Below are 12,930 nucleotides of genomic sequence, written 5' to 3'. Positions count from 1 at the left end.
TTTAACGATCAGTCCTCTATTGAGGCGCAAGTGCCCATGAATGGTGTGTTTGCACCGGAATCGAAGCGTTCGTTTTCAGAAATCTATTTTGTTTTCAGGAACCCCATATGAAATTTATAAAGATAGTTTTGGTGTTTGTTTGGATGGCCGCCTTCAGCGGCCTTGTCGGTGCAAAAGAAGGAGAAGTAATTACTCAGTTCAAGGGCTGGATTGGCAAGAACCAGAAGGGATATTACTTGGATGCCTCGGGTTGGCACTATTGCTTCAGCGACAAAGGTGGCAGCTGCGGATCAAAGAGTTTGACGACCGGCCGTTCCTCATGCACATCCAATGGCTTCGACATCGGCGCCAGTTGGAGCCCGCCCAAGGTCGGCGGTATGAGCATCTCCGGCGGGTACAACCGCTCTTGGTCGGCTTGCAACAATCGAAGTGAAACCATCACCTGCGCCCCCAACCGGGGTTACAAGGGCCGCGCGGTTGTCAACTTCAGCAAGCGCTGGGGCAAGATTCATGTGGTTGGTGGGGAAAATTACCTGACGCTGAGGTCGAGCTGCCCCGCAGGCTGGAGGTCTGATTGGATGGGTGGTTCGGGTTGGCGTTGCACCTATGTAGGCGGAAGTTACGACCGTGATGGCTATTTGCCGGAGTGGCGGGGTAGTAGCTGCCAGTACAACAAGATCTAAGCGCCCACCGCGCCATCGTAAGGGCACTGTCTTTGAACAAAGGTTCATAGGCGGTGCCTGCTGCTGATCGGATGCCGAGACCTGCATCGCAGGTTAGCCATGGCTTGACCAGCTTGTTTATTTGCGGTCGGTAGGGTTGTGTGTTCGGCTGCTCTTTCGCCATTCACACAACGCTCCACTCCCCGAGGATTGTTGTGTCTTCCAATATCTATTTTTCTTCACCCCGGATGCCAGCGAACGCGGTCGTCGTCGGGTGTCTATGTCTGTTGATCGTGGCCGGGGTGTACTTTGTTGCTCGCGGCGAGTATGAAGGGGACAAGGCCGAAGCGCCTGAGGCAAGCAGCACCAGCGGTCAGACGCCCGCCCTCCGCGCGCAGACTCAGACTCTTTTGCCTACCGATGCGGGCGCCGCCCAAGCGTCGCTGGCCGTCGCCTCCGCTGATGACACCCCCGTCAATCCATTCACTCCGGAAGAGGCAGCCGAGAATTTACGGGCCTTCTTTGACAAGGTGATGAAGCTGGAAGACCTGTCTTCGACGGAGGTTGATGAACTCCAAGCTCGGCTCCTGGCTTCGATCGAGAGCAACCCCGCGGTCACCAAAGTGGTGGAACAGTTCTATCACAACATGCCGGGCGAACGGGGCATGGAGCGCGACATGCTTCGGTCGCTGCTGGTAGTGTCACCGGCTGGCCGGAGCATCGTGTTGCAAGAGGCGAACTCCATCTGGGAAAACAAGAGCGAAGCCAAGTTTGCAGAGATGTATGAGACTTACTTCAACTTGCCAGGCCAGGCGCCCATGGAGGTTGTTGACCGAGCGTTGGCCGATTTGAAGGAGGGTTCGCAAACCGATGAGCGAACCGCCGTCGCGCGACTGAACTTCATTGGCTCCTCGCTCGAGGATTGGAGAAATGGTAATACCGCCAATCTTCGAAGTGATGCCATCTCGCTTTTGAATCAACTGGCGGAAAACAAGGACAGCGAAGTGGTACGGGCACTTGCCGTCCAGAAGCTCTATCGCATGAGCACACCTGCGGAAGCTTCCAACATTGCCATCATGCAACTGTCGAAAGGCGTCGATAGCGAGTTGGTCCGAGAAACACTGAATGCGGTGAGCAGCGGCGATGTTGAACTTACGCCCAACCTGCGCATCGCTTTGACCACGGCCGTCAAACGCCCGTCCGCTTCCGCCGAAGAGCAGCAACAACTTAGCCAAGTATTAGGGTCACACTGACCAATGGGGGGACCGGGTCTGTTCGACGCGAAGACATGAGCAACTGCTATGAAACGAGGCGTTGTTAACTAACAACGCCTCTCCCCCGCCTCACTGCCCCGCCAAAAACCGACTGACCAGATCCAGCTGCTCCGGCACATTCAGCGCCGGCGCATGCCCGCAGTCGGCAATCGTCACCACCAGCGCGCGCGGCCCGCGGTCGCGCATGGCTTCGGCGGTGTCGGCCAGCAGCAGGTCCGAGTCCGCGCCGCGCAGGCACAGCACCGGGATGTCGATGCGGTCGTAGGCATCCCACAGCTCGTAGTCGGCCGGGTGGTGGGTGAACTGCATCACCATGGTCGGGTCGTAGTGCGGCGTCACGCGGCCGTTGGGCAGGCGGCGGGTGGAGCTCTCGGTGAGCAGCTTCCACTGCGCGTCGCTCAGAAAACCGTAGGGTTTGTAGATGGTGCGGAAGTACTGCTCCAGCTCGCCCACCGTGGCAAAGCTGGCCGGGTTGCCCGCGTAGCTGCGGATGCGCTCGACCGCCGCGTCGGCCAGCTTAGGGCCGATGTCGTTGAGCACCAGGCGCTGGACGCGGCCCTGCAGCGGACCGGCCGCGCAGACCATGCCGATGGCGCCGCCCATGGAGGTGCCGACCCAGTGAAAGGTCTCCAGCCCGAGCTGGTCCACCAGCGCCGTGGCGATGCGGGCATAGAAGTCCAGGCAGTACTCCGCCTTCGGGTTCGGGCTCCACTCGGACAGGCCGCGACCGATGGTGTCGGGGCAGATCACGCGGTGCCCCAGGCCGCTCAGGTGCGCGGCCAGCGGGTCCATGTCGCGCCCGGTGCGCGCCAGGCCGTGCCAGGCGACCACGGGCGTGCTTTCGGGCACGCCGGGCGCGGGCGCCCAGTCCATGAAATGGATCTCGCGGCCTTCACACGGGAGGTAGCGCGACTGGGGAATCACAGCGGCGTTGTTCATTTCATGCCTTTCAATCGGGCGAGAACGGCGCGCTCCCTGAGCTTGCCCACAATGCCTGTCGGAAAGTAGTAGACCGAGAGCACGAACAGCACGCCCATCCAGAGCAGCCAGCGGTCGGGCGTGAGCAGGGCCGGCAGCAATGGAATGCCCGTGGTGGCCTCGCCGGCCAGGCGCAGCAGGTCCTGCAGGTAGCTCTGCGCCAGCACAAACAGCACGCTGCCGATCAGCGCGCCGTAGAGCGTGCCCATGCCGCCGATGACGACGATGAGCAGGATGTCCAACATGATCTCGAACGAGAGCGAGGTGTCGGGCCCGTTGTAGCGCAGCCAGAGCGCGAGCAGGCAGCCCGCCAGCGTGGCGAAGGCGGCCGAGAGCACGTTGGACAGCGTGCGGTAGACGACGGTGCGGTAGCCCAGCGCCTCGGCCCGGAAGTCGTTTTCGCGGATCGCCTGCAGCACGCGGCCGAAGGGCGAGTTCACGATGCGCAGGATGGTGAGGAAGATGGCGCAGACGCTGACGAAGATCAGGTAGTAGGTGATCAGCTTGCCGTTCAGATCGACCTCGCCCAGCGGCGTGACCAGCGGCTCTTCGGTCAGCGTGAAACCGGGCGACAGCAGCTCGGGCACGCTGAAGCTCAGGCCGTCTTCACCCCCGGTGAAGTCCGACAGCTGCGAGGCCAGCGTGAGAAAGGCCGAGGCCACCGCGAGCGTGATCATGGCGAAGAAGATCGCGCGCACCCGCAACGAGAACAGCCCGATCATGAGCGACAGCACCAGCGACACCAGCAGCGCGCAGATCACCCCCAGCGCGATCGCACCCCACGACGGTTCTTCGACCGCGTTGAGCGCGATCGCCACGCCGTAGGCCCCGATGCCGAAGAACATGGTGTGGGCAAAGCTCACGATGCCGGTGTAGCCCAGCAGCAGGTCGAAGCTGGCCACCAGGGCCACGAACACCAGCACCTTGGCCGCCACGTTGAGCGCCTTCACGCCCGGGAACAGGAAAGGCGCGAACGCCAGGCCGAGGAACAGGATGACCAGCAGCGCGGCGAGCCAGCGGCTGCGCGGGAGGTCGTTGGAGAGGATTCGGTAAAGCATCAAATCCTCCTGCTCAACGGTTCGTGACCGGGTAAACACCTTGGGGGCGCCACAAGAGAATGGCCACCATCAAGGCGATGTTGGAGAACAGCGCCACCTTGGGCACCAGGAAGCCGGTGTAGTTGGCCATCAGGCCCACCAGCAGCGCGCCGATCAGCGCGCCCAGCGTGGAGCCCAGGCCGCCGATGATGATGACGATGAAGATCAGCACGTTGACCTGCGCACCCATCTGCGGCGTCACGCTCTGCTGGTACAGGCCCCACATCACCCCACCCAGGCCGGCCAGCGCGCTGCCGGCCACGAACACGCCGACGAACAGGCGCTTGATGCGGTAGCCCAGCGACTCGACCATCTCGCGGTCCTGCACGCCGGCGCGGATCAGCAGGCCGACCTTGGTGCGGTTGAGCGTCCAGACCATGGCGGCGAAAACCGCCGCGCCCACCAGCACCGCCAGCAGCCGGTATTTCTCCACCGCGGCATCGCCCATGAGCACCGCGCCCCGCAGTGCCTCGGGCAGCGGCAGCGGGATCTGCTCGGGCCCCCAGATCACCTTGATCAGTTCCTCGCCGATGATCATGCCGCCCATGGTGATGAGGATCTGCTTCAGGTGCATGCCATAGACCGGCCGGATGATCAGGCGCTCGAACACCAGGCCCAGCGCACCCGCCACCGCCATCGCCACCAGCATCGCGGGCAACAGCGCGAGCAGGTTCAGCCACAGGCTGTCGGCCGTGGTGTAGCTCCCCATGCTCGCGAGCACCGTCGTGGCCACAAAGGCGCCGAGCGCGATGAACACGCCGTGGCCGAAGTTCAGCACGTCCATCAGGCCGAACACCAGGGTGAGGCCCGAAGCGATGATGAAGACGATCATGCCCATGGCCAGCCCGGCCACCGTGAGCGTGAGCCAGGTGGAGGGGCTGCCGATGGCGGGCAAGGCGGCCAGCGCGAGCACCGGCACCAGGGCCATGGGTTTCCAGTCGAGATCTTTGAAAAGGCTCATTGATGCGCTCCGAGTGAGAGGCCCAGCAGACGCGACTGCATCGATTCATCGGCAGCCAGCTCGGCCATGGAGCCGCTGTGCACCACGCGCCCGTCGTCCATCACGGCCACCGTGTCGCCCAGCTGTCTGGCGAAGTTGAAGTTCTGCTCCACCAGCAGGATCGTGGTCTGCGCCGCCTTGAGCTGGCGGAAGGCTTCGATCATGTTCTGGATGATGGCGGGCGCCAGGCCCTTGCTGGGCTCGTCGATCAACAGCAGCTTGCGCGGCTCGACGATGGCGCGCGACACCGCCAGCATCTGCTTCTGCCCGCCGGACAGCTTGCCGGCCGGGTGGGTCCAGAACTTTTTCATGGCCGGGAACAGGCCGAAGATCCATTCCAGCCGCGTGGTGTCGATGTCGTCCAGCGTGCGCGCGCCGCGCGCGGCCAGCAGCATGTTTTCGCGCACCGAGAGGTCCGAGAAGATGCCCATGCTCTCGGGCACGTAGGCCACGCCGCTGTGCGCGATGTCGGGCGTGGGCTTCTGCGTGATGTCCTCGCCGTCGAGCACCACCGTGCCCTGGCTCGCATGCCACAGGCCCATGATGGTGCGCAGCGTGGTGGTCTTGCCCGCGCCGTTGCGGCCGAGCAGCATGGTCAGCTGCCCGGTGGGCACGGTGAGGTCCACGCCGTGCAGGATGTGGTACGCGCCGATGTGGGTGTGCACCCCTTGAAGGGCAAGAAGCCCCCCCGCGCCGCCTGCGGCGTCACCCCCCCAGGGGGGCGCCACCTGCGGCCCGGCAAAGCCGGTTCCGCGCTGGCCTTGGTCGTTCATGCCAGCTCCTCTTCGGTTGGGTTGATGCCCAGGTAGGCCTGCTGCACCACCGGCGAAGCGATGACGGTGGCCGGGTCGCCGTCGGCCACCAGCTCGCCGTTGTGCAGCACGATGATGCGGTCGGAGAGTTCCCGCACCACGTCCATCTTGTGTTCGACCAGCAGGATGGTCTTGGTCTTGTCGGCCTTGAGCTGGCGGATCAGGTTCAGGATCACCGGTACCTCGTCCACGCTCATGCCGGCCGTGGGTTCGTCGAACATGAACACCTGCGGCTCCAGCGCCATGAGGATGCCCACCTCCAGCTTGCGCTGGTCGCCGTGCGGCAGGCTGGACGCCAGCGCGTCGCCCTTGTCGGCCAGCGCCACGGCGTGCAGCACCTCGTCGGCCCGCACCATCAGGTCCTTGCGGTCGCTCCAGATGCGCCAGAGGTTCAGGCCCGCGCCCGCCCTCGCCTGCACCGCCAGGCGCACGTTCTCGCGCACCGTGAGGTTGGGAAACAGGTTGGTGAGCTGGAACGCGCGGCCCAGACCCGCCTGCGCGCGCGCCGGCGCACCCAGCGCCGAGATGTCCACCCCGTTGAGATGAACGCTGCCCGCGGAGGCCCGGATCTGCCCCGAGATGAGGTTGAAGTAGGTCGTCTTGCCCGCGCCGTTGGGGCCGACGATGGCGGTCAGCGTGCCGGGCTGAAAAGCACAGGTCACGCGGTTGACCGCCACGTGGCCGCCGAAGCGGACGGTCAGGTCCTGGGTGGATAGCTGGCTCATGATCTCCTTGGGGTGGTCCGTTGCGTCAGGGGCAGGTGCCGATGACGTCGTAATAGTTGCTGCCGGTCATCTTCAGCGTGGTGGTGATGAAGACGTTCCACAGGCCCATGTTCTGGTTGGACCCGTTCGCGTAGGTGTAGCCGCCCGACTGGTGGGCGCGACCCGCCGTGGTGTGGGCGTAGTTGCTGGCCGTGTAGCAGGTGGCGGGCGGCGGCGCGCTGCCCGTGGTGGTGCCCAGGGCCGCCGTGGACACCGCGCCTTCCACGCCCTCTTCGTCCGCCGCGCGCACCGTCCAGCTGTACTGCGTGGCAGCGGCAAGGCCCGAGTCGGTGAAGCTGGTGCCCATGATCGGCAGTGCGTTGGTCTTGTTGGCGTTGCGGTACACGTTGTAGCTGTCGGCGCCGCTCACGGCGTTCCAGGTGATGGTCATGGTGGTGTCGGTCGGGTTGGACGCCGCCACGCCGGTGGGCGCCGCCAGCGCCGGGGTGCCACCGCCGCCGCCCGAACCCGAGGACACGCGGTCCACCATGGCCTTGATGGCGGCCATCTGCGTGCCGGCCTTCTGGGCGAAGTTGCCGCCGTACCAGCCGATCCAGTCCCAGCAGGCGTTGGGGTTGGCCAGCGAGCCGCTGGCCGCCGTGCTGCGGCTGGTGTTGTCGATCTTCGTCTGGGGGAACAGCACGATGATGCTGTTGGTGTCGGCCCAGCGGCTGTAGCCGGTGTTCTTCACGAACTTGTCGCCGATCTTGTCGGTGCTCTGCTGGCAGCCGTGCAGCGCCACGTGCAGCTTGCACTGGCTGCCGCTGGCGCAGTTGGCCGGCACATAGGCCCAGCCCGTGGCCGCCATGCCCGGGGTGTTGACGAACTCGCTCTGGTTGAATTCGATGTAATTGCCGGCCGCGGGCGCGTTGTTGCGCGGGTTCAGGGTGCCGTAGAACTTCTGCAGCACGGCCTTGGCGCCGTCGTAGCCGCAGTTGCTGATGTAGGGCGATGCGGCACTGCCGCAGGCGTTGTTGCCCGTGCTGTCGAAGTCGGTGGGAAAGGTGTGGGCCGCGCTGCCGCGCACCACATGTTCCATGTTGGTCGCCACCACGCCGTTGTTGGTGTACTGCGTCTTGAGCGCGGTGACGGGGTTCTGGCCCACCGTGGTGTCGCTGGTGCCGATGAACAGGTACACCTTCTGGCCGGCGATGTTCGACTTGTTGTCGATCGCGCCGCTGGCGCTGTAGCTGTCGATGCGGTTCTGCATGTTGGTCAGCGCCGTGCTCGAAATGCTGGCGTTGTACATGCAGGCCGTGTAATTGCTCAGGCCCGCGCACATGTAGGGGCCGGCCGCGAACACGCCCACGCCCTTGAACAGCGACGAGTAGGCGATGCCCAGCTGGTTGGCCATGAAGCCCCCCGAGGACAGGCCGGAGACCGTGGTCTGGCTGGTGTCCACGTTGTAGGCGGGCAGGTTGATGGCAGCGAATGCGGTGCTGGCAGAAATCGCAGAGAGCGTGGCAAAAACGGCAAGCGAACGAAGCGGCTGGAAGCTCATGGGTTTGTCTCCTGGGGTGTTTTCGGACGAAACATCTCCGGCCCCTGTGTGCCCAGGGGTTCCTCAGTGAACGGAAAAGAAGGCGCCGGCGCGCACGTACCCCTTCCAGGAACACGGCGGAACCGGCTCCGCCGGGCCGCTCGTGTTGTCCCCCTCTCAGGGGGAAGCTGCGTCAGCAGCGCAGGGGGTCAAGCGCTTTCAGCGCTTGTTCCGAATGGGCACATCCATGTCCGCCGGCTTGATCTCGCGCACGAGTTCAGGCACGCCCCACGGGAAGGCCGGGTCCACCTTGATCTTGAAGTGGTACATGCTCTGCATCGCCTGGTGGTCTTCCTTGCGGAAGGTCATCGTGCCCTTGGGCGTCTCGAAGCTCATGCCTTCCATGGCCTTGATCAGTGTGTCGGTCTTGGTGTCGCCATTGGTCTTCTTGAGCGCGGTCACCACCGCCATCGCGGCGCTGAAGCCGCCGGCGGTGAAGAAGTCGGGCGGGCTCTTGAACTGGCTGTAGTGCTGGGCCACCATGGCGTCGTTGACCGGGTTCTTCGGGATTCCGAAGTAGTAGTACGTGGCACCCTCCATGCCGGGGAAGTTCTTGTAGTTGGCCATGGCCGGCAGGATGTTGCCGCCGGTGGCGATCTCGATGTTGTAGCGCTTGAGGTCGAGGTCGGCGATCTTGAACGGGTTGCCCGCGCCGGCCCAGATGATGAAGATCACCTTGCGGCCCGGCAGGTCCTTGAGCTTGTCGATCAGGCGCTGCGCACCGGCGGTGAAGTCGGTGGTGGTGGTCGGCAGGTATTCCTCGTGCACGATCTTGGCGGTCTTGACCGCGTCCTTGAAGGCCTTCACGCCGTCACGGCCGAACGCGTAGTCCTGCGCCAGGGTGGCGATGCTCACGCCGGCCTTGTCCAGCGCCACCGCGTTGGAGATCGCGTCCTGGCTGCTGTTGCGCCCGGTGCGGAAGATGTACTTGTTCCACTTGTCGCCGGTGATGGAGTCGGCCACGGCCGGCTCCACCAGCAGGATCTTCTTGTACTCCTCGGCCACCGGCAGCATGGCCAGCGCCACGCCCGAGCCGGTCGGGCCCACGGCGATGTCGGCCTTGTCGTCGGCGAAGGCGGCGGCCAGCTGGGCCTTGCCCACGTCGGGCTTGAACTGGCTGTCTTTTTCGATCACCACCAGCTTCTTGCCGCCCACCATCATCGTGCCGCCGGTGGCGTGGTTCAGGCCCATCATCAGGCCCGTGTGGGTCTGCTTGGCATAGGCTTCGAGCGGGCCGGTCTTGTCGTAGACGTGGGCGATGCGGATCTCGCCTTTGTTCGACTGGGCAAAGCCCAAAGTGGCGGTGCAGGCGAGCGCGATGACCGCCAGGCGGCGGGTGGTGTGGTGCATGTCTTGTCTCCTGGTTGGAAGTGTCACAGCGCGTGGCGCCGTGTCTTTCACATTGCAGGGTCCGTGCCAGGGCGGACCGGCCTTGATTCACAAGGCATTTTTACCAGATCACCGCTTTATCGTCTGAATTTCAGACGGTTTTCGGAGACCCAATATGTCTGATCATTGGACAGTTGTCCGAAATTCAGACGCCACCTCCATGCCCGCCAGCTTGTCGTAAAAGCTGGCCCGCGAGATGCCCAGCAGCCGGGCCGCGGCCGTGCGGTTGCCACCAGTGCGGGCCAGGGCGAGCGTGATCGCCCGGCGCTCCAGCTCGGCGATCTGCTCGGGCAAGGGCCGCAGATCGGCTTCGCCCGCCGGCGCGCCCGCCTCCCCCGGCGGCCAGGCCACGGCGGGTTCGATGCGGTCCAGCCCGGCCTCGCGCAGCACCGGCTCCACCTGCGCGGCGTCGATGTGCGGCGAGTCGCTGCGCAGAGCCAGCTGTTCCAGCACGTTGCGCAGCTCGCGAATGTTGCCGCGCCAGGCCTGGGCCGCCAGCAGGGCCTGGGCCGAGGCGCTGATTTCCAGCTGGGCGCCGCCGCCGCGCGCCGCGATGTCTTCGCACAGTGCCTCGATCAGCAGCGGTATGTCGCCCTGGCGCTCGCGCAGCGGCGGTACCCGGATCGGCAGCACGTTGAGCCGGTAATACAGGTCTTCGCGAAAACTGCCCTCGCGCACCATCTGCTGCAGGTCGCGCGAGGTGGCCGCCACCACGCGCACGTCGAAGCGCACCAGCTTGTTCGAGCCCAGCGGCTCGATCTCGCCTTCCTGCAAGGCGCGCAGCAGCTTGACCTGCACCGACATCGGCATGTCGCCCAGTTCGTCCAGGAACAGCGTGCCGCCGTCGGCCAGTTTGAACTTGCCGTCGCGCCCTTTTTTGTCGGCCCCGGTGTAGGCACCGGGCGCCACGCCGAAGAACTCGGCCTCCAGCAGCGTGTCGGGCACGGCCGCCATGTTCACGCTCACGAACGGCCGACCCGCGCGCGGCGACGCGGCGTGGATGGCGTGGGCCAGCAGTTCCTTGCCGGTGCCGGTCTCACCCAGCAGCAGCACCGGGCTGGCCGACGAGGCCGCGCGCCGGGCCTGGCGCTTCACCTCCAGCGCGCCCGGGCTGGTGCCCACGAAGCTGGCGAAGGTGTACTTGGTGCGGCGCTGGCTGGCGAGCTCGCGCCGGGCGTCGTTCAGGTCCTGCTCCAGCCGCGCGAACTTGGCGATCAGCGGCTGCAACGTGGTTTCCGGGTGGTCGAACAGCACGATGCCCAGCACGCCGATCACCTCGCCGGCGTCGTCGCGCAGCGGGATGCGGCTGACCACGAAGGTGCCGGCCTTGTTGGTCAGCAGGTCGATCAGAATCGGCTTGCCGGTGGCCAGCACCTGGTGCATCTGCGTGTTCTGCACCACGCTGGAGACCGGGTGGCCGACGAAGTCTTCCTCGCGCTCGAAACCCAGCGCCGGCAAGAAACGGCGGTACTGGTCGTTGATCCAGACCACGCGCGCCTTGCGGTCCACCAGCATCATGCCTTCGCTGGCGGTAGCGAACAGGTCGAACATGGACCGCGCAGCCAGCTCCAGGATGCTCTGCGCGTCGCGGGGAAGTCGGTCGTCTCGGGTCATGCGGCCATGTTACGCGCAGCCCCGCGCGCGGCCCAAGCCCCCGGTCAGCCCGCGGCCAGCAGCCCGAGCCGTTGCAGCTGCGCGCGCGCCTGCCGCGCCGATTCAAAGCGCACGCCGCGCCAGCCCTGCGCCACCGCCACATCGATGTTGCGCTGCATGTCGTCGAGGAACACCGGCACCTGTCCCTGCAGGCCCAGGCGCTGCACGGCGGTCTGGAAGATCGCCGGATCGGGCTTGACCTGCCGCACGCGCGCGGAGAAAACGCCGTCGTCGAACCAGTCGAAGAAGGCATGGTCGCGCTCGATCCACTCGGCCAGCCCCGTGGGCATGTTGGAGAGATAGACCAGGCGATGCCCCTGCTCCCGCAGCTCGCGCATCAGGTCCACGGTGTCGGTCTTGACCGTCATGTGGGGCGCAATGGCCTCGATCAAGGCGCGCAGGTCCTGCTCGGGCAAGCCGGTGCGCCGCGCGATGCGCTCGGCCAACCCATCGGGCCCGATGTGGCCGAGGTCGAACTGCGTCCAGTCGCCGTCCAGGTCCAGGGTCTGGAAAATGCGCGCGCTCAGGCGCTGCACCGCCGCTTCGTCAGGCGCGTGCTGCGGCAGCACCTGCTGCAGCAACACCTCGGGTTGCCAGTTGAACACCACACCGCCCAGATCGAACACCACCACCGACTTCGTCATCGAACATCCTCATCGTTAAAAAAATGGATCCTCACGCGCCCAGCTTCAGGCGCAGCTCCAGGCGCGATCCGCGCTTGATCACCGCCTCGATCCGGCGGGCCCGCTCCGGCGCGCTCAACGAGCTCTCGTGGTTGATCGCCTGGCGGGCCTTGAACATCTCCAGGTCCGCGATGGGCACCAGTTGCAGATTGCTCGACGCGCGAAACCGGGAAAGACCGTTGACCTTTTCCAGGATCTGTTTCTCCTCGGGCCGGTTCGCACCGAACCCGACCACAAAGCCGCTGATCTTTCGCCGCACCTCCGGCGGCAGCCCCGTCCGCCACAACAAGGGAGATTGTGGAATCAGGGGCGATTCCCACACCACCTTGATCTTCGCGGCCAGATCGGGGAAGTCGCGCGCAAAAAAGGCCACCTCCTCGTTGTTGGCGGTGGCCACGTCCACCGCGCCGGTGGCCACCTTCTTCAGGTTGTCCTGGTGGCTGCCCGATTCGTAGTGTCGGAAGGTGGATTTCACCTCGTTGATCCCGTTCTTCTGGAAGGCGAAGTACAGCGGCACCAGATGCCCCGAGGTGCTTTTGGCCTCGCCATCGCTGAACCGCAGTTGCCTGGCCTGCGCGAGCACGTCGCCCAGATCGTTGATCGACGTCGCCTGCCGCCCCACGACCATCTGCGACTTGTAGCCCAAGCCCCCATCCCGGCTCACCATCTGGGCAAAAACCGACCCGGCCCCGGCTTCAACCACCTCCAGGGCCGGCACGTTGCCCATCCACCCGACATCGACTTCGTGCGCCTTGAACGCACGGACCATGAGCTCCTGCGACTCGAACACCTGGAGCACGATGGGCTGCCCCACCGCAGCGCCCAGCCGTTCGACGAACGGCCACCAGTTGTCGCGGGTCTGCTCGACCGCCCGGGGAGAGATCACGCCAAACACCAGGGCCGGGCCGCGGGCCTGGGCGGCGCGCAGACCCGCCATCCCCGCAAGGGCGGCCAGCACGGCCGAGCGAAGGCAGAAGCGACGCGTCAAAGATTTCATGGTGTCGGTCCATTCCAAAAGGCGGGGACAGGGCAACGCCACCGCCTGATGCGACAGGCGGGGCTCCGGGCTTCGCAGACT

General features: G+C 65.2%; 12 protein-coding genes. 2 read left to right on the top strand and 10 right to left on the bottom strand.

Annotated features, from left to right (window positions below; genetic code table 11):
- Window positions 1–107: 107 nt before the first annotated feature.
- Together AC07YZ_RS09175 and AC07YZ_RS09170 are read left to right on the top strand one after the other, a co-directional pair.
- A complete protein-coding gene (locus AC07YZ_RS09175) occupies window positions 108–683 on the top strand; it encodes a hypothetical protein (RefSeq protein WP_494794522.1) in 576 nt (191 codons plus the stop codon).
- A gap of 194 nt (window positions 684–877) precedes the next feature.
- Complete coding sequence (locus AC07YZ_RS09170) at window positions 878–1,915, top strand: hypothetical protein (RefSeq protein WP_494794521.1); 1,038 nt, start codon at window positions 878–880, stop codon at window positions 1,913–1,915.
- A gap of 90 nt (window positions 1,916–2,005) precedes the next feature.
- On the opposite strand, the gene AC07YZ_RS09165 is transcribed toward AC07YZ_RS09170, so the two are convergent.
- The 10 genes from AC07YZ_RS09165 to phnD form a co-directional block, all read right to left on the bottom strand.
- Window positions 2,006–2,875 (bottom strand): alpha/beta fold hydrolase, encoded by an 870-nt coding sequence (locus AC07YZ_RS09165; RefSeq protein WP_494794520.1) that lies wholly within the window; start codon window positions 2,873–2,875, stop codon window positions 2,006–2,008.
- Window positions 2,872–3,972 carry a branched-chain amino acid ABC transporter permease gene (locus tag AC07YZ_RS09160; RefSeq protein ID WP_494794519.1) on the bottom strand — a complete coding sequence of 367 codons (1,101 nt, stop codon included), beginning with the start codon at window positions 3,970–3,972 and terminating at the stop codon, window positions 2,872–2,874. Before AC07YZ_RS09160 ends, AC07YZ_RS09165 begins: the two co-directional genes overlap by 4 nt.
- A 13-nt stretch (window positions 3,973–3,985) precedes the next feature.
- The gene (locus AC07YZ_RS09155) at window positions 3,986–4,972 is read right to left on the bottom strand and encodes a branched-chain amino acid ABC transporter permease (RefSeq protein ID WP_494794518.1); all 987 of its coding nucleotides are present in this window, start codon (window positions 4,970–4,972) and stop codon (window positions 3,986–3,988) included.
- Entirely contained in the window at window positions 4,969–5,784 is an 816-nt protein-coding gene (locus tag AC07YZ_RS09150) for an ABC transporter ATP-binding protein (protein ID WP_494794517.1), read from the bottom strand. Before AC07YZ_RS09150 ends, AC07YZ_RS09155 begins: the two co-directional genes overlap by 4 nt.
- The gene (locus AC07YZ_RS09145) at window positions 5,781–6,548 is read right to left on the bottom strand and encodes an ABC transporter ATP-binding protein (RefSeq protein WP_226493480.1); all 768 of its coding nucleotides are present in this window, start codon (window positions 6,546–6,548) and stop codon (window positions 5,781–5,783) included. The genes AC07YZ_RS09150 and AC07YZ_RS09145 overlap by 4 nt, the downstream gene beginning before the upstream one ends.
- A gap of 25 nt (window positions 6,549–6,573) precedes the next feature.
- Window positions 6,574–8,088 (bottom strand): extracellular catalytic domain type 2 short-chain-length polyhydroxyalkanoate depolymerase, encoded by a 1,515-nt coding sequence (locus AC07YZ_RS09140; RefSeq protein ID WP_494794516.1) that lies wholly within the window; start codon window positions 8,086–8,088, stop codon window positions 6,574–6,576.
- A gap of 198 nt (window positions 8,089–8,286) precedes the next feature.
- The gene (locus AC07YZ_RS09135; RefSeq protein WP_226493482.1) at window positions 8,287–9,477 is read right to left on the bottom strand and encodes a substrate-binding domain-containing protein; all 1,191 of its coding nucleotides are present in this window, start codon (window positions 9,475–9,477) and stop codon (window positions 8,287–8,289) included.
- A 162-nt stretch (window positions 9,478–9,639) separates the two neighbouring features.
- Window positions 9,640–11,130: a sigma-54 interaction domain-containing protein gene (locus tag AC07YZ_RS09130; protein WP_226493483.1), complete on the bottom strand. Its 1,491-nt coding sequence runs from the start codon at window positions 11,128–11,130 to the stop codon at window positions 9,640–9,642.
- A gap of 44 nt (window positions 11,131–11,174) precedes the next feature.
- Window positions 11,175–11,813 carry an HAD family hydrolase gene (locus AC07YZ_RS09125; protein WP_494794515.1) on the bottom strand — a complete coding sequence of 213 codons (639 nt, stop codon included), beginning with the start codon at window positions 11,811–11,813 and terminating at the stop codon, window positions 11,175–11,177.
- A gap of 31 nt (window positions 11,814–11,844) precedes the next feature.
- Window positions 11,845–12,849, bottom strand: a complete 1,005-nt coding sequence (gene phnD / locus AC07YZ_RS09120) for a phosphate/phosphite/phosphonate ABC transporter substrate-binding protein (RefSeq protein ID WP_494794514.1) — start codon at window positions 12,847–12,849, stop codon at window positions 11,845–11,847.
- Between the last annotated feature and the right edge of the window lie 81 nt (window positions 12,850–12,930).

The organism is Hydrogenophaga sp. GW101-3F08 (genome assembly GCF_059424585.1).
The sequence above is the reverse complement of the archived record's forward strand: the minus strand, read 5'-3'. Positions and strand labels throughout refer to the sequence as shown.